This window comes from Roseicyclus sediminis, assembly GCF_025515305.1.
GTDB lineage: Bacteria > Pseudomonadota > Alphaproteobacteria > Rhodobacterales > Rhodobacteraceae > Roseibacterium > Roseibacterium sediminis.
This window is the reverse complement of sequence record NZ_JAOPHT010000009.1, coordinates 19,244-39,380: the sequence shown is the minus strand read 5'-3', so window position 1 is coordinate 39,380 and position 20,137 is coordinate 19,244. Positions and strand designations below refer to the sequence as shown.

Below are 20,137 nucleotides of genomic sequence, written 5' to 3'. Positions count from 1 at the left end.
CGACCAAGACGGACCGGTCTGAGCGACCGGCAACACATCACTGTCAAAAGTGAGTTCAACAAGGAGAGAGAAGACCTCATGAAACGCTCATCGCTTCTGCTTGGCGCTGCGGCGCTGGCGCTGGCCCCTGCGGCCGCGCTGGCCGAACGCGGCTCGTCCGGGCACCTGAACATCATCTACTGGCAGGCGCCCTCGACGCTGAATCCGTATCTCTCGGGCGGCACGAAAGAGATCGAATCCGCTTCGCTGGTTCTGGAATCCATGGCCCGCTTCGACCAGAACGGCGAAATGGTTCCGTGGCTCGCCGCGGACATTCCGACGGTCGAGAACGGCGGCGTGTCCGAGGACCTGACCTCGATCACCTGGACCATCGCCGACGGTATCGTCTGGTCCGACGGCTCCGCGCTGACGCCCGCCGACTTCATTTTCACCTGGGAATACTGCACCCACCCCGAGGGCGGCTGCGCGCAAGCGAGCTCCTATGACGGCGTGACCAGCGTGGAGGCCGTGGGCGACAACCAGGTGCGGATCACCTTCGGCGCACCGACGCCCTTCCCCTACACCGCCTTCGTCGGCTCCGAGAGCCCGGTGATCCAGGCCGCACAGTTCGCCGACTGCCTCGGCGCCCGCGCGCCCGAGTGCACCGACGCCAACTTCGGCCCGATCGGCACCGGTCCCTTCGTCGTTGACGAGTTCCGTCCCAACGACGTGATCGAGTTCTCCGCGAACACGAACTACCGCAACCCCGACCAGCCCGGCTTTGCCACGGTCACGTTCCGGGGCGGCGGCGATGCCGTGTCGGCGGCGCGCTCGGTCTGCCAGACGGGCGAGTTCGATTACGCCTGGAACCTGCAGATCGACCCGCAGATCCTGGCCGACATGGAAGCCGAGGGTAACTGCAACGTCGTGACCGCGTTCGGCACCTCGGTCGAGCGTCTGCACCTCAACCAGACGAACCCCGATCCCTCGCTCGGCGATGTCCGCTCGACCGCACAGGCCGGCGAACACCCCTTCCTCACGAACCCGGTGATCGGTCAGGCCCTGTCCATGGCCATCGACCGCGCGCTGCTCGTCGAAGTGGGCTACGGCGCAGGCGGCCAGCCGACCTGCAACGTGCTCCCGGCGCCCGAGCTCTATGCCTCGACCGCCAACGACGCCTGCCTCACGCAGGACATCCCGGGCGCGATCGCGCTTCTGGATGAGGCCGGCATCGTCGACACCGACGGCGACGGCATCCGCGAGTACAACGGCACGCCGCTGCGTGTGCTCTACCAGACCTCGACCAACGCCGTCCGCCAGGACACGCAGGCGCTGGTGCAGGCATGGTGGGCCGAGCTTGGCATCGACACCGAGCTTCGCAACATCGACGCGTCGGTCTTCTTCGGCGGTGACCCGGCGTCCCCGGACACCTTCCAGAAGTTCTATGCCGACATCGAGATGTACACCAACAACTTCGCCGGTGTGGACCCCCAGGCCTACATGGCGAACTGGCTGTGCGATGACTGGCCGCGTCCCGAAACGCAGTGGCAGGGCGCCAACATCCAGCGCTTCTGCTCGGAAGAGTACGACGCTCTGGTGGCCGAAATGGCCGGCACCGCGGACCTCGCCGAGCGTGGCCGTCTGGCCCGGGCCATGAACGACATGCTCGTGCAGAGCTACTCGATCATCCCGCTGATCCACCGGGGCGGCGTCTCGGCGCACGCGGTGAGCATCGAGGGCATCCAGATGTCGGACTGGGACTCGGAGCTGTGGAACATCGCCGAGTGGACGCGCACGCCTGGCATGGAACGCCAGTGATCGCGGTCGCCTGACCTGAAATCGCGGCTCCCGCCCCGCCGGGCGGGGGCCGCATCCCGGTCCCGGACAGAGGCCCCCCCTTTCTCCCCGACCCGCAGCCGACCAGACACTCACAGCGAGGCGCAGCCATGGTCACATACATCATCCGGCGCCTGATCCTTGCCGTGCCGGCACTGATCTTCATCAGTTTCATCATCTTCATGATCGTGAAGCTGTCGCCGGCCGACCCGACCGCGAACCTGCCCCTCACGATCCCGCCCGAGGTGCGCGAGCAGATCCGCGAAAGCCTCGGCGTGAACGAACCGCTGGTGGGACAGTATCTCCGCTGGGCGCGGATGATGTTCATCACCGAGCCGCTCATCATGCTTGAGGATGCGCTTTGCAGCGCACCGCGCCTGCCCGACCGCTCCATGCCGGACGGCTGCTGGCAGATGGTGCCGCCCGACACGAGCCGCATCATCAGCTACCAGACGCGCAGCCCCGTCTTCGACCTTATCGCGATCTCGCTGCCGCAGACGCTGTGGGTGGTGGGAACCTCCTACATCATCGGCATCCTGATCGGCATGCCGCTCGGCATCGTCTCGGCCTACAAGCAGTATTCCCTCGTTGACCAGGGGGCGACCTTCTTCTCGATGGTCGGCTTCTCCATCCCGACATTCTTCACAGGCACGATGGCGATCATCATCTTCTCGGTCTGGACCCCGACCGACGCGTGGTGGTGGCTGCCATCGAGTTACGACACGACCCACGTCGTCGAGGACTGGGACAGCTTCGTGTTCCAGCTTCAGCAGATGGTCATGCCGATGATGGTGCTCGGCCTCTACAACGCCGCGCAGATCAGCCGCTACATGCGCGCCTCGATGCTCGACAACCTGCAGCAGGATTACGTGCGCACGGCCCGCGCCAAGGGGATGGGCGAAGGCACCGTGGTGCTGAAGCACGTTCTCCGGAACTCGCTCATTCCCGTCGTCACCGTCATCGCGCTGAACGTGCCGGCGGTCTTCGGCGGCGCGCTCATCACCGAGCAGGTGTTCCGCGTGAACGGCATCGGCTATCAGCTGATCCAGGCGATCCGAGGCGCCGACGTGCCGATGGTGCAGACGATCTCCTTCATCTTCGCGGTGCTCGTCGTGATGTTCAACCTGATCGCCGATGTGCTCTACGGCATCCTGGACCCGAGGATCCGCTATGACTGACCGTCCTCAACTGGCCGCCGTCTCCGGCGCGACGCCCGCGGGCGCGGCCCCCGAGATCCTGTCCGAAGCGCCCCGTAGCCAATGGGCCGACGCATGGGACCAATTCCGACACCATCGCGGCGCCATGGCCGGGCTGTTCTGCTTCGTCTCGATCATCCTTTTCGTGACGGTCGGACCGTGGCTCTGGGGCGTGGATCCCGGCGCGCTCGACACCCGCAACCGCTTCGCCGCGCCGAGCCTCGCCCATCCGATGGGCACGATGCAGCTTGGCCAGGACGTGATGGCCCAGGTCATGTTCGGGGGGCGCATATCGCTTGCCGTCGGCCTCGTGGCCATGGCGATCACGCTGCTCCTCGGAACGCTGATCGGGGTGCTCGCGGGCTTTTTCCGTTCGCTTGACGGCATCCTGATGCGCCTGACGGACCTGTTCCTGGCGCTTCCCGTGCTGCCGCTTCTGCTGGTCATCATCATGCTGTTCCGCGAACCGCTCAGTCAGCGTTTCGGGACGGAGGCGGGGATTTTCATCCTGATGGTCTCGGTCATCGGGATCACGTCATGGATGCCCGTTGCGCGGATCGTGCGGGGCGACATCCTCGCCATCAAGGAACGCGAGTTCATCCTCGCCGCGCGGTCCATCGGGACGCCGCCCCGGCGGCTCATCCTGCTGCACATCCTGCCGAACGTGCTGTCGCCGATCATGGTGTCGGGCACGCTCGCCGTCGCCAACGCGATCATCACGGAAAGCGCGCTGAGCTATCTCGGCCTCGGCTTCCCCTCGGACTTCCCGACATGGGGCAAGATCCTGATCGACGCGGTGCAGTATACCGAGCGTGCGCCCTGGATGGTGATCTTCCCCGGGGTGCTGATCTCGCTCACCGTGCTGTCGGTCAACTACATGGGTGACGGCATGCGCGACGCGCTCGATCCGCGCATCCGGGGCCGCTAGACGCCCGGCAAAGATTGCGCGCCTCCGGCCGCTCAGGGCCGGAGCGCGCGGCCGAAAAGCTGCGCGAGCCTGTCCCGCGCGGCGAGAAGACCGGGCCAGTCCAGCCCCGCCTGCTTCAATCCGTCAAAGGCTGCGAGCATCGCTGCGGCCGTCTCGTGCGGATGCGCGCCAACGGCGTCGACTGCGACCCGCCCCGCCATCAGTTCACCCGCCAACCAGTCGCCGTAGACCTGCACGAGCCGTGCTTGACCGCGTGAAACGATGTCTCGCCCGGCCCCGTGCTTGGCCGACAGAAGTTCGTCGGCATGGGGCGACTGCATCATCATCTCGGCCGCGTCACCCATCTGCGCCGCGAACCCCGCGGCAATCGCCTCGACCGGGTCGTCATGGGACGCCAGCGCCTCGGCCACGGCCTCTGCCGCGGCGGCGAAGTAGGCCTCCATCAGCGCATGGAAGATGTCTTCCTTGTTGCGGTAGTGCAGGTAGAGCGCCGCACGGCTCATCCCCGCGCGATCCGCGATATCCTGCATCGAGGTCCGCCTGAGCCCGAACTGAAGGAACGAGGAATAGGCCGCTTCCAGTACCGCCCAGGCGCGCGGGTCGACCACGCGCGCGCGGATGCGCGCGGTCAGGCTCGGCGAAGAGGCGACGGCGTCCATTGAAACGGGATGACACCGCCCGTCCGTTCTGTCAATTTACGCCCTGACGATCTGAGAATATTTTGTCAAAGTGCGGCGTCACGGACGAGGAGCAGAAGCATGACCACGCGTCTGACAGTGAACGGAGTCGATCACGAGGTGGATCTTCCCGACGATGTCCCCCTTCTGTGGGTGCTGCGCGACGCACTGGGGCTGACCGGCACGAAATACGGCTGCGGCGTTGCCGCCTGCGGCGCCTGCACCGTCCAGATCGACGGGGAGGCCGTGCGCTCCTGCCAGGTTGCGCTGGCCGACGTCTGGGGCACGGTCACCACGATCGAGGCGCTCGGCACGCCGGACGCGCTCCACGCCGTGCAGGCCGCATGGGTGGAGCACCAGGTCGCGCAATGCGGGTTCTGCCAGTCGGGGCAGATCATGCAGGCCGCGGCCTTCCTTTCGCAGACGCCGGATCCGACCGACGAGGACATCGACGCCGCCATGTCCGGAAACCTCTGCCGCTGCGGCACCTACCCGCGCATCCGCGCCGCGATCCACACCGCGGCCCGCACCTTGAGGGAGACCTGAGCCATGGCGAACTGGGGCAGGATCGCGCGGCGGACATTCCTGATCGGCTCGGCCGCCATTGCCGGCGGCGTGGCATTCGGCGTCTGGCAGTACCGGAGGGAACTGCCGAACCCGCTGGAGCCCGGCGAGGGGCAAGCCACGCTCAACCCGTGGATCCTGATCGACCAGGAGGGCGTGACCCTGATCGCCGCGCGCGCGGAGATGGGACAGGGCGTCTACACGACCCTGCCCGCGCTGATCGCCGAAGAGCTCGACGTCGCGTGGGAGGATATCCGCGTGATGCACGGCCCCGCCGCACAGGCCTACTACAACGGCGCGCTGATGACCCATGCGCTGCCGGTCAACGACTACGAGCGGACCGGCTTCCAGGATGCGATGATCGAGGCGCTGACGATCCTGCCCAAGACCCTCGGGCTGCAAGTCACGGGGGGGTCCACCTCCACAATCGACGCCTACGAGAAGCTGCGCATGGCCGGGGCCACTGCGCGCGAAACACTGAAGCAGGCGGCCTCCGAACGGCTGGGCATCCCGGTTGCCAACCTCGCCACCCGCGACGGCCGCGTGATCGCGCCGGGGGGGATCGAGGTACCCTATGCCGACCTCGGCGAGACCGCCGCGACGATGGACCCGCCGCGCCATGTGCCGCTCCGACCCGCCTCGGAATGGCGTTATCTCGGGCGGGCGATGCCGCGGACCGACATGGTCGCCAAGGTCACCGGGACCGCGGAATTCGGCATCGACGTCCGTTTGCCGGGCATGAAGTTCGCGACCGTCCGCATGTCCCCCCGCCTCGGCGGCACGATGGAGAGCTTCGACGCCACCGCGGCGCTGGCCATGCCGGGGGTGGAGCGGGTGATCGACCTCGGCACCGGGATCGCGGTCGTGGCGACGAACACGTGGCTCGCCTTCCGCGCGGCCGACGCGGTCGAGATCGCGTGGGGCCCGGCGCCCTATCCGGAAACGGGCGAGGCGCTGCTGGACGCGATCCGAGCGAGCCTCGACGAGGCGCCGAATTCCACGCTGCGCGACGACGGCGACGTGGACGGAATGGAGATCTCGGGCGACGACCGGGTGGTCGAGGCGGAATACACCGTGCCGTGGCTGGCGCATGCCACGATGGAACCGATGAACGCCACCGCGCTTTTCACCGGCGACGCGCTGGAGATCTGGGCCGGGAGCCAGTCGCCCGGCTTCGCCGAGAAGGCGGCGGCCGAAGCCGTGGGCCTCGACGCCGACGCCGTGACCTGCCACGTCACCTATCTCGGCGGCGGCTTCGGGCGCCGGGGCGAGGTGGACTATGCCGTCCTCGCCGCGCGCGTCGCGGCCGAGATGCCGGGCGCGCCCGTGCAGGTCACCTGGTCCCGCGAGGAGGACATGCGCCATGACTTCTACCGCCCCGCCGCCGTGGCACGGATGCGCGGCATCATCCGCGGCGGTTTCGCCCAGGCGCTCGACGGCAAGGTCGCGGCCCCGTCCGTCACGCGGCAGTCGACGAAGCGCCTTTCCGGCACAGCCCCTCCCGGCCCTGACAAGGGCCATGTGGAGGGCATGTTCAACCAGCCCTACGCCATCCCGAACTACCGCGTGACGGGGCACCTGACGGACCTGGCCGTGCCGGTCGGGTTCTGGCGGTCGGTGGGCAACTCCTTCAACGGTTTTTTCATGGAGAGCTTCATCGACGAGATGGCGCGCGCGGCGGGGCGTGACCCGCTCGCCTTCCGCCTCGACCTCGCCGAGCGGGAACACGCCCCCTCGGCGGGCGTGCTGGAGGCCGTTGCGCAGATGTCGAACTGGACCGGTTCCCCCCGCCGCGGCGTCGGGCGCGGCGTCGCCATGACCTATTCCTTCCATACACCCGTCGCCGTGGTGGTGGAGGTCAGCGACCGGGACGGCGACGTGTCCATCGACAAGGCCTGGGTCGCCTGCGACGTGGGGACCGCGCTCGACCCCGACATCATCCGCCAGCAGATGGAGGGAGGACTCGTCTATGGTCTCTCCGCAGCGGCAATGGAGGAGATCACCTTCGCCGATGGCGAGGTGCAGCAGTGGAACTTCCCCGACTACGACGCATTGCGCATCCACACCTGCCCCGAGATCGAGGTGCGGATCCTGGAAACGCAGGACCACCTCGGAGGGGTGGGCGAACCCGCCACGCCGCCTGCGATGCCCGCGCTCGCCAACGCGGTCTACGACCTGACGGGAGAGCGCATCCGCGACCTGCCTCTGTCGCGTCGGGTGCGGTTCGTGTTCTGAGGCGGGCCTAGAACAGCGAACCCTGATCCGGCGGGTCGCCCTTGGCCCGCGCTTTCTGGGTGGGCCGGGCCGGACCATCGGCCGGTATCGCGGCAAGCCGCCCGTCCGCGAATTCGATATCGAGCCGCGACTGCCCCGCCGCATCGACCTTCCGCGTCAGGACGCCGGAGTCGCCGTGCACGACGGCATAGCCCCGCCGCAGCGTCGCCTCGTAGCCAAGCGTGGCATGGAGCCTTGCTAGCCCTTCCAGCCGGTCCTGCCGCCGCCGCGTGTCGTCGGCCGTGGCGCGCTGGAAACGCCTGGCGAGGTCGGCCAGCCGTTCGCGGTCCGCCGCTTGCCGGTTGCGCAGTGCCGCGGGCCGGAGACCCGCAGAGATCCGCCCGAGTTCCAGCCGCCGCGCGGCCACGGCGCGCTCCAGCGCGGGCTGGAGGCGCGCCGAGAGCCGGTCGAGTGCCTGGCGCCGGATCTGCGTCGCGTGGCGCAAAGCGGGCCCGAGTTGCAGCGTGGCGCGGTCAAGCCTCTGGCGCGGCGCGTCAAGCAGGGCCTCGGGCCGGGGCAACCCCCTCGCGAGATCGCCAAGCCTTTGTTTCCGCGATGAAACCGCCTGCCCCATGGCGCGCGTCATGTAACCGTCCTGCTGCCGCAGCCAGTTCAGAAGGTCGAGACGCACGGGCACCGCCATCTCCGCCGCCGCGGTCGGTGTCGGCGCGCGCCGGTCGGCGGCATGATCGATCAGCGTGGTGTCCGTCTCGTGGCCTACGGCGGAAATCAGCGGGATCGCGCTTTCGGCGGCGGCGCGGACGACGATTTCCTCGTTGAAGCCCCAGAGATCCTCGAGGCTTCCCCCGCCACGCGCCACGATGAGGAGGTCGGGGCGCGGGATCGGCCCGCCCTCGGGCAGCGCGTTGAAGCCTCGGATCGCGCGCGAGACCTCGGGCGCGCAGGCGGCCCCCTGCACGGCCACGGGCCAGATCAGGACGCGCCGCGGAAAGCGGTCGCGCAGCCGGTGGAGAATGTCGCGGATCACCGCGCCCGAGGGCGAGGTGACGACACCGATGACGCCCGGCAAAAACGGCAACGGCTTCTTCCGCGCCTCGTCGAACAGCCCCTCGGCCGCCAGTGCCATGCGGCGCTTCTCCAGCATCGCCATCAGCGCACCCGCGCCCGCAGGCACGAGATCCTCGATCACCAGCTGGTATTTCGACTGCCCGGGGAAGGTCGTCAGACGGCCGGTCGCGACGACCTCCATCCCCTCTTCCGGCGGATGCGCGAGCCGCGAGGCCACGCCCTTCCAGATGACCGAGGCGAGGACGCTGCGATCATCCTTGAGGTCGAGGTAGACATGCCCCGAGCGCGGCAGCGACAGCCGCCCGATCTCGCCCCGGACGCGGACATGGGAAAAGCCGCTTTCGATCGTGCGCTTCACCGCGCCCGAGATTTCCGAGACGGTGAATTCGGGCATGTTGCCCGGGCCGGCGTCTTCGTCGATCAGGTCGTCCAAGGCCTAGCGCCCCCCACCCTTGCGCCGCTCGCGCGGGGCATCCCAACCGGCGGCAAGGACGATGACGCCGAAGACGAGGTAGACGAGCAGAGGCGCCTTGACAACGCCGATGGCTCCGAGGATCGCGACGATGCCCGCGCAGACCAGTGCAATCACGAAGAGCGCGGAGGAGATCCCCCCCGAGCCGGCTTCCGACCGGATGAAGCCCTGGCCCCGCATCCGGAAATTCTTCTCTGCCATGTTGTGCCCGCCCGTGCCGGTTTGTAATGCGGGTGCACGGTAGCAAGGGGGACGACAAAGGTGAACATCCTGATCCTCGGCGGCGGTGGTCGCGAACATGCCCTCGCCTGGGCGGTCATGCAGAATCCGAAATGCGACCGGCTGATCGTCGCACCCGGGAACGCGGGAACCGCCCAGATCGCGGAATGTTCGGATATCGATATCCTTAACCCTGTGGAAATACTTGGGATATGTGAAGAAAACAGCATTGATTTCATCATTGTGGGGCCAGAGGCCCCGCTCGCCGCTGGCGTTGTGGATATCTTGAAAGATGCAGGCTTTTTGATATTCGGTCCGGGATCGCAGGCCGCGAAGCTCGAATCCTCCAAGACCTTCACCAAGGAAATCTGTGACGCCTGCGGCGCGCCCACCGCAGGCTGGGCCCGGTTCGAGGACGCGGCCGAAGCCAGGGCATACCTCGACCGAACCGGTGCGCCGATCGTGGTCAAGGCCGACGGACTGGCCGCGGGAAAAGGCGTCGTCGTCGCCATGACCCGCGCCGAGGCAGAAGCCGCCATCGACGACATGCTGGGCGGTGCCTTCGGAGCCGCCGGCGCCTCGGTCGTGATCGAGGAGTTCATGGAAGGCGAGGAGGCGAGCCTGTTCGTTCTGTGCGACGGCACGGACGTCCTGCCCATCGGTACCGCGCAGGACCACAAGCGCGTCGGCGACGGCGACACGGGCCCGAACACGGGCGGCATGGGGGCCTATTCCCCCGCGCCCGTGATGACCGACGCGGTCCTCGAGGCCGCGATGGAGCGCATCGTGAAACCCACGGTCGCCGAAATGGCCCGTCGAGGCACGCCTTACACCGGTGTCCTCTATGCGGGGCTCATGATCGCCGATGGCGAACCGCGGCTGGTCGAATACAACGTCCGCTTCGGCGACCCGGAGGCGCAAGTCCTCATGATGCGGCTCGGCGGCCAGGCGCTCGACCTGATGCTCGCCTGCGCCGAGGGACGGCTGGCAGAAATGTCGGTCAACTGGGCGGACGACCACGCCATGACGGTGGTTCTGGCGGCCGAGGGCTATCCGGGCAGCTACGTCAAGGGAACGGAGATCCGCGGCCTCGACGCGCTGCCCGAGGACGCGTTCCACATGATGTTCCATGCCGGCACCGCGATGTCCGACGGCCGCCTCGTCGCCAACGGGGGCCGCGTCCTGAACGCCACCGCACGCGGCGCGACGCTGAGGGAGGCGCGTGACCGGGCCTACGAGATGGTCAAGGCCGTGGACTGGCCCGACGGCATATATCGCTCCGATATCGGTTGGCGCGCGCTGGATTGATCCGCGATAACAGGGGCTTCAGCCCAGCCGCCTTGCGTAGTCGGACACAAGGAGATGCGTGGGCTCCACGTCCTCGTCGATCTCGGCGAAGCGGCCGATGGGTTCCCGGAACCAGTTGTCGGTCTCGTCGTCGTTGACCGTGGACACTTCGCCGATCAGGACGTCGCCCCCCTCGCCCCAGAAGGCATGCCAGTCGCCGGGCATCAGCGTGACGCTTTCGCCGGGCGCGAAGGTCAGCACCTCGCCGGGCGCGAAGTCCCGCGCGATCCCGTCGCAAAACACCGTGCCCCCCACGGTCTCGTCGAAGCTTCCGTCCGGGGCGGATCCGAACAGCTCGATCGCCAGCGTCGCGCCGCCGCGATTGATGATGTCCTCCGCCTTGAGGTAGTGGCGGTGCATCGGGCTTAGCTGATTTTTCTTGGAAATCAGAAGCTTCTCGGCATAGCACATGCCGCCGCCACGCTGCAGGTCGGAAAGCCGCCCGTTGCGGAGCGTGAACAGGAACAAGCCCAGTTCGTCGTATTTCCCCTGCCCGTAATCGGTGATGTCCCAGCCGAGGCGACCCGAAACGATGCCGTCGATCTCGGTGCGCCGCGCCTGCATTTCGGCCGGCGTCCAGTAGGCGAAGGGCGGCAGGACGAACCCGAAAGACCGGATGAAGGCATCCGCCTCCGCCATGATCTCGTTGATCTCGGAACGTTTCATCGCAGGACCTCCCTTTCCGCGCCCTGTCATCGGCCATGGCGGGGCCGCTGGCAAGGGCGGGCTTTGCCCGGGCGTCCGCTTGCCCTACCCTTCACGCGCACACGGGGAGGCACTCATGATCGTCGCACTTGTCCAGATTCCGCTCGACGGGCCGAAGCGAGCCCATGACTTCGTGGTCGAGCAATCCGTGGCTTCCACGAAAATATTTCACAGCGTCAAGGGGTTGCGGCGGAAATACTACCTCAACAGCGAGGCGGGCGGCGGCGGCATCTACGAGTTCGCGACCCGCGAGGACGCCGAGGCCTGGTTCAACGAGGGCTGGGCCGACTGGATGGAAGGACGTTTCGGCGTCCGGCCTACACTCACGATCTTCGACAATCCGGTCGTGCTGGACAACGAGGTCGGCGAGGTGCGGGTCGACGGCACGCCAGTTCCGCCACCCTGGGCGGACGGGTCCCACTAGGTGCGGCCCACCGCCATCCTGTCGATCCTGGCGGCCTGCGCCTTGGTGGCGCCCCTCGCCGCGCAACCTGTGGCGTGTCCCGCCGGCGGCTTCGACATCACCGGCGCCCACCCTGCCCTTGCCGTTTCGCTCTGCCATGCGGCGGAGGAGGCGGCGGCAGCACTGGAGGCCTGCAACCTGCCGCAACGAAGCCCGCTCACCATCGAGGTGGTGGACGAGATCGCGCATCCGTTCGGGACCTGCCTTGCGGCCTACGACTGCGCGTACAGCCGCATTCGCCTGGTCTTGCGCGAGGATTATTCCGACCTCGTCGATCCCGACGATCCGTACGCGGCCATGCCGCGCGACGTGCTGCACGGCACTTTGCTGACCCACGAGATCACTCACGCCCTCGTCGAACAGAATACGCCCGGGCGCGAGGTGCCGCTCATCGATCACGAATACATCGCGGCCGCCATGGAGCTGGATCACCTGCCGCCCGAGTGGCGCGGCGCGATCCTCGATTATGCCGGACTGGACGCCCCCGCGACGGGACGGATCAACATCTGGATCTACCGCATCGCACCCCGTCGTTTCGCGGCCAATGCCTGGCTGCATTTCGCCGCGCCCGGGCATGGATGCGACCTCATCGGCGAGCTGCTGGCGGGGACCGTCACGTTCGAAGACGAACCGCGCTAGCCGCGCGGCTACTGGGCGGCCACGTCGTCGTAATCGCCCCGCGCGATCTCCTCGGCCTCGATCGACTCGAAAAGGGCCTTGAAGTTGCCCTCCCCGAAACCGTCGTCGCCCTTGCGCTCGATGAACTCGAAGAAGATCGGCCCGATCACCGTCTTGGAGAAGATCTGAAGCAGGATCTTCGTCTCGCCGCCATCCACGACCCCCTCGCCGTCGATCAGGATACCGTGCTTCTTCATGCGCTCCACCGGCTCCTCGTGGCCGGTCACGCGGCTATGGCTCAGGTCGTAGTAGGTGTCGGGCGGACCGGGCATGAAGCGGATGCCGCGCTCGGCGATGGCATCGACAGCGTCATAGATGTTGCGCGCCCCGACCGCGATGTGCTGGATGCCCTCGCCGTTGTATTTCTTGAGGTAATTCACGATCTGTCCGGTCTCGCCCCGGTCCTCGTTGATCGGGATCCGGATGCGCCCGCAGGGCGAGGTCAGCGCCCGGCTGAACAGGCCCGTGAACTTGCCCTCGATGTCGAAGAAACGGATCTCGCGGAAATTGAAGAGGTCCCCGTAAAAGCGGAACCACGTGTCCATGTTGCCCTTGAAGACGTTGTGGGTGAGGTGGTCGAGGTAGTAGAAGCCGACCCCCTCGGGATGGGCGTTCGAGACCCAATCGAATTCCGCGTTGTAGGGCGAAGCATCCCAGTACTGGTCCGTGAAGTAGATGAGCGACCCGCCGATCCCCTTGATCGCCGGCCAGTCGAGCGTCTTGTCGGCCCCCTCGTAGGGCTCGGCGCCTTTCGAGATGGCGTGCCGGTAGGCGTGTTCCGCATCGACCACGCGCCAGGCCATCGAGGGCGCGCAAGGCCCGTGCTCCTCCACGAAGCGGGCGGCGAAGCTTCCGGGCTCGGCGTTGAGGACGTAGGTGATATCACCCTGCTGCCAGAGCTCGACGGCCTTCGTCTTGTGCGTCGCGGTGTGGGTGTAGCCCATGCGCGCGAAGAGGTCGCGCAGCACCTGCGGCTCGGGATGAGCGAACTCGACGAACTCGAACCCGTCGGTCCCGGCGGGGTTCTCGGGCGTGATCGTGGCGCGTGGCGCGTCGTGCGGGAAGGGGCCCATGCCTGCGTCTCCTTGAGTCCTGCGTGCGTTCTGCGACATGGATACCGCATTGCAAGCGCGTTTTCCGCGCGTTGTTCTGGTCATCTCGATCCATCTACGCGATAATTCCGCATCATGACGCCCAAGGCCGAAGACTCAACGCACGTTCTCGACCGCACCGACAGGCGGCTGCTCGCGCTGATCCAGCAAGACGCGACGCTGACGGCGCAGGCATTGGGCGACCGGCTGAACCTCTCGGCGAGCCAGGCCGCGCGGCGGCGGCAACGGCTGGAGGCGCAGGGCTATGTCCGAGCGACCCGCGCCGTCATCGACCCTCAGCGCGTCGGCCTGAACGTGCAGGCCTTCATCCAGGTCGTCATGGCGACCCACACCGAGGCCAATGCCCGCGACTTCGCCGCCCTCACCCGCACGCAGCCCGAGATCGTGGGCGCCTGGACCCTGACCGGCGAGGCCGACTACCTCCTGCGGGTCTACTGCGCCGATCTCGAGGCGTTGAACCGCCTCGTGCAGGCCGTTCTCCTGCCGCATCCTGCCGTCAGCCGGGTCCAGAGCCAGATCGTCATGGACCGGATCAAGCCCGACGCGCCCCTGCCCCTCTGACGCCGCCTGCGCGGCGAAGGCGCGTAGACTTCGCGGGGGCCGGGGGACTAGGCTCGGGGGGCGCGCAAAACTTACGGGAGCATCATGGAAGGCGTCCTTCTACAGGCCACCATTTATCTGACGGCGATGGTCATCGCCGTGCCGCTCTCGGTGAGGCTCGGCCTCGGGTCCGTGCTCGGATACCTGATCGCGGGCATCGCGATCGGGCCGATCCTCGGGCTGGTCGGGTCAGAGACGCAGGACCTTCAGCATTATGCGGAATTCGGCGTCGTTCTGATGCTGTTCCTGATCGGCCTGGAACTCGACCCCAAGGCGCTTTGGGAAATGCGCAAGAAACTCCTGGGCATCGGCGGGGCGCAGATCGTCCTCTCGGCGGCAGCGATCGCCATGGCGGCGAACGCGTTCGGGGTGCCGTGGCAGACATCGCTCGCCATCGGTCTGACGCTGGCCCTGTCCTCGACCGCCATCGTGTTGACGACATTGACGGAAAAGGGGCTGATGCGGACGGAAGGAGGGCGGTCGTCCTTCTCGGTCCTTCTGACCCAGGACATCGCCGTGATCCCGGCGCTCGCGATCCTGCCGCTTCTGGCCACCGCGACCGCCGTCGCCTTCTCGGAAGACGGCTCGATCCAGCGCGGAGCGGTGGATGACGGGCATCACACCATGTCGCTCGTGGAGGGGTTGCCCGCCTGGGGCGTGACGCTCGTCACGCTGGGCGCCGTCGTCGTGGTGATCCTTGCGGGGCGCTATCTGTCGCCGATCCTGTTCCGCTACATCCACCAGAGCCGCCTGCGCGAGATGTTCACGGCCGTGGCACTGGTGATCGTGGTCGGCATCGCCTTCCTGATGATCCTCGTGGGCCTCTCGCCCGCGCTCGGCGCCTTCGTCGCGGGCGTGGTTCTGGCGAACTCGGAATTCCGCCACGAACTCGAGGCCGACATCGAGCCCTTCAAGGGCCTGCTCCTTGGCCTGTTCTTCATCACCGTCGGTGCGGGCATAAACTTCGGCACGCTGTTCGGCAGCCCCTTCACGATCCTCGGACTGACGCTGGGGCTGATGCTTCTGAAGGGCTTGATCCTGTTCGGTATCGCGCTCGTGTTCCGGCTGAAGGGGCGGGACAAGTGGCTGTTCACGCTGTCGCTGGCACAGGCGGGCGAATTCGGCTTCGTGCTGGTATCGTTCGGGTTGCAGCAGGCGGTGTTCCCGGTGCGGATCGGGGAGATCCTGCTGCTGGTCATCGCGCTCTCGATGCTGCTGACGCCGCTTGCCTTCATCGCCTCGGACTGGATCGGCAAACGGCTTTCGCATGACAATCACAAGGACGACGAAAGCCCCGACGAGATCGAGGAACACGCCTCGATCATCATTGCCGGGATCGGACGCTTCGGGCAGGTCGTGAACCGGATGGTGCAGGCCTCGGGCTACAAGACCGTGGTCCTCGACAACGATCTTGCCACGATCCAGCTGATGCGGCGCTTCGGCTTCAAGGGGTATTTCGGCGATCCGACGCGCCCCGAGCTTCTGAAGGCGGCGGGGCTGGAAACCGCGAAGGTGCTCGTCGTCGCGGTCGATGACCAGAAATCGGCGGTGGACCTCGTGCGCTACGCCCGTCGCCTCCGGCCCGACATCGCCATTACGGCCCGGGCCCATGACCGGCTGCATGTCTACGAACTCTATGACGCGGGCGCCGACCACATCGTGCGCGAGATGTTCGACTCGAGCCTTCGCGCGGCGCGCTACGTGCTCGAAGATGTGGGACTTACGGACTATGAAGCCCACGAGATGGAGACGGCCTTCTACCGGCACGACCGGCAGAACCTCCGGGAACTGGCCGAGCTATGGAAACCGGGCGTGCCGGTCTCGGAGAACGAGGCCTATGTCGAACGGGCGCGCGAGCTGAACAACAACCTCGAGACCGCGCTCATGGCGCAGCTCGACTCCACGTCGGAGGAAGCGCCGGAAACCGGGTGGCGCCCACGCGGCGACGCAAGCGCGCTTTCGGGCGTTCAGCGCTCGACCGCGGCGCGGCGACCGCGACCGGGCGGCGGCTAACCCTCCGCGACACCCGCCTCGGCGAAAGTCGCCATGCCGGAATGGCAGGCGAGGGCGCCCTTGAGCACCTGGATCGCCAGCGCCGCGCCGGACCCCTCGCCAAGCCGCATGCCGAGCGTCAGAAGCGGCGCCTTGCCCAGGCGTTCCAGAAGATTGCTATGCCCGTGCTCGGCCGAGACATGGCCCGCCACGGCATGGTCGAGCGCACCGGGCACGGCCTGATGCAGACAGGCGGCCGCGGCCGTGCAGATGAACCCGTCGAGAATGACGGGGATGCCGAGGCACCTCGCGCGGGCGATCGCAGCGGCCATGGCGACGATCTCGCGGCCGCCGAGGCAGCGCAGGACCTCCAGCGGATCGGACAGCGCCGCGCCATTTGCCGCGATGCCCGCCGCGACGGCCCGCGTCTTGGCCGCAAGGCCCGCATCGTCCACGCCGGTGCCCCGCCCGGTCCATTCGCCCACGGTTCCGCCGAACAGCCCATGGGCGATCGCCGCGGCGGCGGTGGTGTTTCCGATCCCCATCTCGCCCGTCACGAGCAGGTCGGCTCGGGGGTCGACCGCCTCCCAGCCCGCGGCGAGCGCCGTGGCGAAGGCGGCCTCATCCATCGCGGGCCCAGTGGTGAAATCCTCCGTCGGCCGGTCGAGGTCGAGCGCGTGGACGTCCAGCCGCGCCCCGGCCAGCCCGGCCAGCTGGTTGATCGCGGCGCCGCCGGCGGCGAAATTCGCCACCATCTGGGCCGTGACTTCCGGTGGAAACGCGCTGACGCCCTGCGCCGTGACACCGTGGTTTCCGGCGAAGACGACGACCTGGGGCGCTTCGACCCGTGCGCGCGGATCCCGCCGCCAGCTGCAATACCAGGTCGCCAGATCCTCGAGCCGCCCGAGGGCGCCCGGTGGTTTGGTGAGCTGAGTATTGCGGGCCAGCGCGGCCTCCAGCGCGGTGGCGTCCGGCGCCGGCGCGGCCCGCAGGAGATCTCGCAGGTCGGCGGAGGTACGGGGGAGAGGACCGGAGGCGGCATCGGTCATGGCGGGTCGTGCTCCATTGCCTGGGTCGACGTTTCATGGTGTCTAGCCAGTCAAACCGGGATTGCCCGTGCGGCAGAAAGGCCCACCCGCGATGGCACCGAGTTCGCCCCCCTCCACCGCCCTGATCCACCCCGGCGATGCCGGGGCCGCGCTGATGCTCCTGACAAGACTGCCGGTGCCGGGGGCGTTCGCCTCCGACCGGGGTGCGCGGGCAGCCTGGGCATGGCCGCTTGCAGGCGCGCTGGTCGCGGCGCTGGCCTGGGCGGCGGGGGCGGCACTGGAGGCGCTCGGCCTGCCTCCCGTGGTCGCCGCGGGCGCGGCTCTGGCGACCCTCGTGGTGCTGACGGGCGGGCTGCACGAGGACGGCCTCGCGGACTGCGCCGACGGGTTCTGGGGCGGCCACACGCGCGCCCGGCGGATGGAAATCCTCAAGGACAGCCGCATCGGAAGCTACGGGGTGATCGCGCTGGTGCTCGGTCTCGGCATGCGATGGGCCGCGATGACGCTCCTGTACGAGGCGTATTTCGCGCTTCCGGCGATGCTTGCCGCGGCCATGCTGTCACGGGCCACGATGGCGGCGGTGATGGGCTCGCTGCCCTTCGCGCGGCAGGATGGGCTGGCCGTCCATGTCGGCCACCCGCCCATCGCGGCGGTCGCCCTTGGCGTTGCGGTGGCCCTGGGGGGGAGCATCGTCGCGCTCGGTGGCGCGGGACTCGTCCCGGCGCTTGCGGCGGGCGCATCCGCAAGTGCCGTCGCGGCGGTCGCCCGGGCAAAGCTTGGCGGGCAGACCGGCGACGTCCTCGGGGCATCGCAGCAGGCCGCGGAGATCGCGGCGCTGCTGGCTGTCGTGTCGCTCGTCGCCTAGCAGGGGCCGGTGCGGTAGACGGGCCGGCCAAGCGAATCCCGCCCGACGTAATAGGCACACTCCCCGGTGGAATTGTTGCGGGCCACCTGCTGCCCGACGGCGGCCCCGGCAAGCGCCGTGACGACCGTCCACTGCGGGTTCGCGTCGAAGGCATCGGCCAGAAGCAGACCGGCACCCGCGCCCAGCGCGGCGCCGAACAATTCGGACTGGTCCTGCTGGGTCATGTTCTGGCACCCGGCAAGCGCGAGTACGGCGGCGAAAAGGGCGGAAACGGTCACACGGTGCATTGAAAATCTCCCATGGGCATTGCGTCGGCTCGCAGAGTCGGACCGGCGAACGCCTATGGTAACATGAAAAGACCCCGCCACGAAAATCGTGTGCGGGGCCAATTCTCTCATCGGCCAACAATTGCCGATGCGAATTTACGTGCTCAGGCGGCGCGGGCCGTCAGGACGGCATCGACCTGCTGCTGCGCGCCGGCCTCGTCCATGCCCTTGACGGCCGCCAGTTCACGCGTCAGCCGCTCAAGCGCGGCTTCGTAAAGCTGGCGCTCGGAATAGGACTGCTCACGCTGGTCGTCGGCACGGTGCAGGTCCCGCACGACCTCGGCGATCGAGATCAGGTCGCCGGAGTTGATCTTCTGTTCATACTCCTGCGCACGACGCGACCACATGGCACGCTTCACGCGGGCCTTGCCCTTGAGGGTTTCCATCGCCTTGGACACGATGTCGGGCGACGAAAGCGAGCGCATGCCGACTTCTGCCGCCTTGGCGGTGGGAACACGCAGGGTCATCTTGTCCTTCTCGAACGAGATCACGAACAGCTCCAGCTTGAGGCCGGCAATCTCCTGCTCTTCGATCGAGACGATCTGGCCCACGCCATGCGCCGGGTAAACGACATAATCGTTAGGGCTGAACTCCTGCGATTTCCGCGACTTCGACATATGCACTTCCTTTTCCCCGGTCCGATGGGCGCGCCGCATCTGTCAGGCGAAAAAAATGCGAGCGGAAAACCATCGTTTTCCACGTGCATTTCGATTCGCGCTGAACGGAGGGCGGGTTGGCAGACCCGCACGGTGCTTCGGACAGTCAACTATGTGACAGACATATAGCACGAAATCGCCAAGTTTCAAAGATTCGCGCGCCACAGGCGAAGGGCCCCGCAAATCCTGGGGGGTTTCCGCGCAATCCCTGCGCCCGGCAGTGCACTGGCGGCCATGCGATCCGTGTCGCCGGCGAATCGGCGCGATGCCCGATCAGCCGCCTTCGCCCGCCGCCTCCGAGAACATGTCCATCTTGCCGGGCTTGCCGTCAAGCGCGTCCGCTTCGGGAAGCGGATCTTTCTTCGTCACGATGACCGGCCACATCTCGGAATACTTCCGATTGAACTCGACCCACTTCTCCATGTCCGGCTCGGTGTCGGGGCGAATCGCGTCGGCCGGGCACTCGGGTTCGCAGACCCCGCAATCGATGCACTCGTCGGGGTGGATCACCAGCATGTTCTCACCCTCGTAGAAGCAGTCCACGGGGCACACCTCGACGCAATCGGTGTATTTGCAGGCGATGCAGTTCTCGGTCACGACATACGTCATGAGCGCTCCTCGGCTGGTCGTTCTGCCCGTCTGCTACGCGAGGGCCTCGCGCGATGCAAGGCGAGGTCCTGCCGCAGCTTTCGGGCGGTCTGTAAGCCAAGTGTAAATCCACGTTGACAGTTTGCAAGCCCTCGATGGCGCCATCGGAAGGACCTTTTCGCCGCAGGTTCATCCCTCGGATTCGCCCCCCCGGATATCGTCGATGCGGCGGCGGTCCTTCTTGGTCGGGCGAGGGCCCGTCCGGGAGGTCGAGGGGGCCGGGTCGTCACCGTCCCCGGCCGCGGGCGGCGCAAGGTCATCGTAGAGCGCCTGCGCCTCGGAGGCCGGGCCGCGCCGCTGGCCAAGCGCGAGGACCCGGACGACACGCACGGCCCGCCCCTGCGTGAAGGTGAGGACATCGCCCGGACCAACCGGAGCGGCAGGTTTCGTGATGCGTGCGCCGTTCACACGCAGGCCGCCGGCCACCACACGCGCCGCGAGGCTTCGGGTCTTGAAGAACCGCGCCTGCCACAACCAGCGGTCGATGCGGTCGGTTGGCCTGCCGGGATCGGTCAGGGCGCC

The 20,137-nt window shown here is 67.5% G+C and carries 21 protein-coding genes; 11 read left to right on the top strand and 10 right to left on the bottom strand.

Features of this window, described 5'->3' with window-relative positions; translation table 11 throughout:
* Positions 1-78 precede the first annotated feature (78 nt).
* The 3 genes from N8I71_RS12540 to N8I71_RS12530 all read left to right on the top strand — a co-directional run bounded on the left by N8I71_RS12540 (position 79) and on the right by N8I71_RS12530 (position 3,939).
* The gene (locus N8I71_RS12540; RefSeq protein WP_262878331.1) at positions 79-1,797 is read left to right on the top strand and encodes a peptide ABC transporter substrate-binding protein; all 1,719 of its coding nucleotides are present in this window, start codon (positions 79-81) and stop codon (positions 1,795-1,797) included.
* Positions 1,798-1,925: 128 nt separating this feature from the next.
* Positions 1,926-2,993, top strand: a complete 1,068-nt coding sequence (locus N8I71_RS12535) for an ABC transporter permease (RefSeq protein ID WP_262878330.1) — start codon at positions 1,926-1,928, stop codon at positions 2,991-2,993.
* Positions 2,986-3,939: an ABC transporter permease gene (locus N8I71_RS12530; protein ID WP_262878329.1), complete on the top strand. Its 954-nt coding sequence runs from the start codon at positions 2,986-2,988 to the stop codon at positions 3,937-3,939. Before N8I71_RS12535 ends, N8I71_RS12530 begins: the two co-directional genes overlap by 8 nt.
* 32 nt (positions 3,940-3,971) lie before the next feature.
* On the opposite strand, the gene N8I71_RS12525 is transcribed toward N8I71_RS12530, so the two are convergent.
* Positions 3,972-4,598, bottom strand: a complete 627-nt coding sequence (locus N8I71_RS12525; protein ID WP_262878328.1) for a TetR/AcrR family transcriptional regulator — start codon at positions 4,596-4,598, stop codon at positions 3,972-3,974.
* 99 nt (positions 4,599-4,697) lie between these two features.
* Between N8I71_RS12525 and N8I71_RS12520 the strand changes: the two genes are divergently transcribed.
* Entirely contained in the window at positions 4,698-5,162 is a 465-nt protein-coding gene (locus tag N8I71_RS12520; RefSeq protein WP_262878327.1) for a (2Fe-2S)-binding protein, read from the top strand.
* A gap of 3 nt (positions 5,163-5,165) precedes the next feature.
* Positions 5,166-7,415 (top strand): xanthine dehydrogenase family protein molybdopterin-binding subunit, encoded by a 2,250-nt coding sequence (locus tag N8I71_RS12515; protein ID WP_262878326.1) that lies wholly within the window; start codon positions 5,166-5,168, stop codon positions 7,413-7,415.
* A gap of 7 nt (positions 7,416-7,422) precedes the next feature.
* Here the strand turns inward: N8I71_RS12515 and xseA are convergent, their stop codons facing one another.
* Together xseA and N8I71_RS12505 are read right to left on the bottom strand one after the other, a co-directional pair.
* Entirely contained in the window at positions 7,423-8,916 is a 1,494-nt protein-coding gene (gene xseA, locus N8I71_RS12510; RefSeq protein WP_406676096.1) for an exodeoxyribonuclease VII large subunit, read from the bottom strand.
* A gap of 3 nt (positions 8,917-8,919) precedes the next feature.
* Entirely contained in the window at positions 8,920-9,156 is a 237-nt protein-coding gene (locus N8I71_RS12505) for a hypothetical protein (RefSeq protein ID WP_262878325.1), read from the bottom strand.
* 60 nt (positions 9,157-9,216) lie between these two features.
* Between N8I71_RS12505 and purD the strand changes: the two genes are divergently transcribed.
* Entirely contained in the window at positions 9,217-10,482 is a 1,266-nt protein-coding gene (gene purD / locus N8I71_RS12500; RefSeq protein WP_262878324.1) for a phosphoribosylamine--glycine ligase, read from the top strand.
* Between the two features lie 18 nt (positions 10,483-10,500).
* Here the strand turns inward: purD and N8I71_RS12495 are convergent, their stop codons facing one another.
* A complete protein-coding gene (locus N8I71_RS12495) occupies positions 10,501-11,187 on the bottom strand; it encodes a D-lyxose/D-mannose family sugar isomerase (RefSeq protein WP_262878323.1) in 687 nt (228 codons plus the stop codon).
* Between the two features lie 115 nt (positions 11,188-11,302).
* On the opposite strand from N8I71_RS12495, the gene N8I71_RS12490 reads away from it, so the two are divergent.
* The gene (locus tag N8I71_RS12490; protein WP_262878322.1) at positions 11,303-11,650 is read left to right on the top strand and encodes a YdhR family protein; all 348 of its coding nucleotides are present in this window, start codon (positions 11,303-11,305) and stop codon (positions 11,648-11,650) included.
* Positions 11,651-12,328: a DUF6639 family protein gene (locus N8I71_RS12485; protein ID WP_262878321.1), complete on the top strand. Its 678-nt coding sequence runs from the start codon at positions 11,651-11,653 to the stop codon at positions 12,326-12,328. It abuts the gene before it with no gap.
* 8 nt (positions 12,329-12,336) lie between these two features.
* On the opposite strand, the gene hppD is transcribed toward N8I71_RS12485, so the two are convergent.
* On the bottom strand, positions 12,337-13,440 hold the full coding sequence (gene hppD / locus N8I71_RS12480) for a 4-hydroxyphenylpyruvate dioxygenase (RefSeq protein WP_262878320.1): 1,104 nt from the start codon (positions 13,438-13,440) through the stop codon (positions 12,337-12,339).
* A gap of 114 nt (positions 13,441-13,554) precedes the next feature.
* Here hppD and N8I71_RS12475 point away from each other — a divergent pair, with 114 nt between their 5' ends.
* Entirely contained in the window at positions 13,555-14,040 is a 486-nt protein-coding gene (locus N8I71_RS12475) for an Lrp/AsnC family transcriptional regulator (RefSeq protein ID WP_262878319.1), read from the top strand.
* A gap of 84 nt (positions 14,041-14,124) precedes the next feature.
* Positions 14,125-16,092, top strand: coding sequence for a monovalent cation:proton antiporter-2 (CPA2) family protein (locus N8I71_RS12470; RefSeq protein WP_262878318.1), 1,968 nt, complete (start codon positions 14,125-14,127; stop codon positions 16,090-16,092).
* Here N8I71_RS12470 and cobT read toward each other — a convergent pair.
* Complete coding sequence (gene cobT / locus N8I71_RS12465; protein WP_262878317.1) at positions 16,089-17,120, bottom strand: nicotinate-nucleotide--dimethylbenzimidazole phosphoribosyltransferase; 1,032 nt, start codon at positions 17,118-17,120, stop codon at positions 16,089-16,091. The genes N8I71_RS12470 and cobT overlap by 4 nt on opposite strands.
* 91 nt (positions 17,121-17,211) lie before the next feature.
* Between cobT and cobS the strand changes: the two genes are divergently transcribed.
* Positions 17,212-17,985 (top strand): adenosylcobinamide-GDP ribazoletransferase, encoded by a 774-nt coding sequence (cobS, locus tag N8I71_RS12460; RefSeq protein WP_262878316.1) that lies wholly within the window; start codon positions 17,212-17,214, stop codon positions 17,983-17,985.
* Here cobS and N8I71_RS12455 read toward each other — a convergent pair.
* The 4 genes from N8I71_RS12455 to N8I71_RS12440 form a co-directional block, all read right to left on the bottom strand.
* A complete protein-coding gene (locus N8I71_RS12455) occupies positions 17,982-18,272 on the bottom strand; it encodes a glycine zipper 2TM domain-containing protein (RefSeq protein WP_262878315.1) in 291 nt (96 codons plus the stop codon). The two genes, cobS and N8I71_RS12455, sit on opposite strands and share 4 nt — an antisense overlap.
* Before the next feature lie 143 nt (positions 18,273-18,415).
* Positions 18,416-18,928, bottom strand: a complete 513-nt coding sequence (locus N8I71_RS12450) for a CarD family transcriptional regulator (RefSeq protein WP_262878314.1) — start codon at positions 18,926-18,928, stop codon at positions 18,416-18,418.
* A gap of 312 nt (positions 18,929-19,240) precedes the next feature.
* A complete protein-coding gene (fdxA, locus tag N8I71_RS12445; protein WP_262878313.1) occupies positions 19,241-19,576 on the bottom strand; it encodes a ferredoxin FdxA in 336 nt (111 codons plus the stop codon).
* A 168-nt stretch (positions 19,577-19,744) separates the two neighbouring features.
* The gene (locus N8I71_RS12440; RefSeq protein ID WP_262878432.1) at positions 19,745-20,131 is read right to left on the bottom strand and encodes an RNA-binding S4 domain-containing protein; all 387 of its coding nucleotides are present in this window, start codon (positions 20,129-20,131) and stop codon (positions 19,745-19,747) included.
* Between the last annotated feature and the right edge of the window lie 6 nt (positions 20,132-20,137).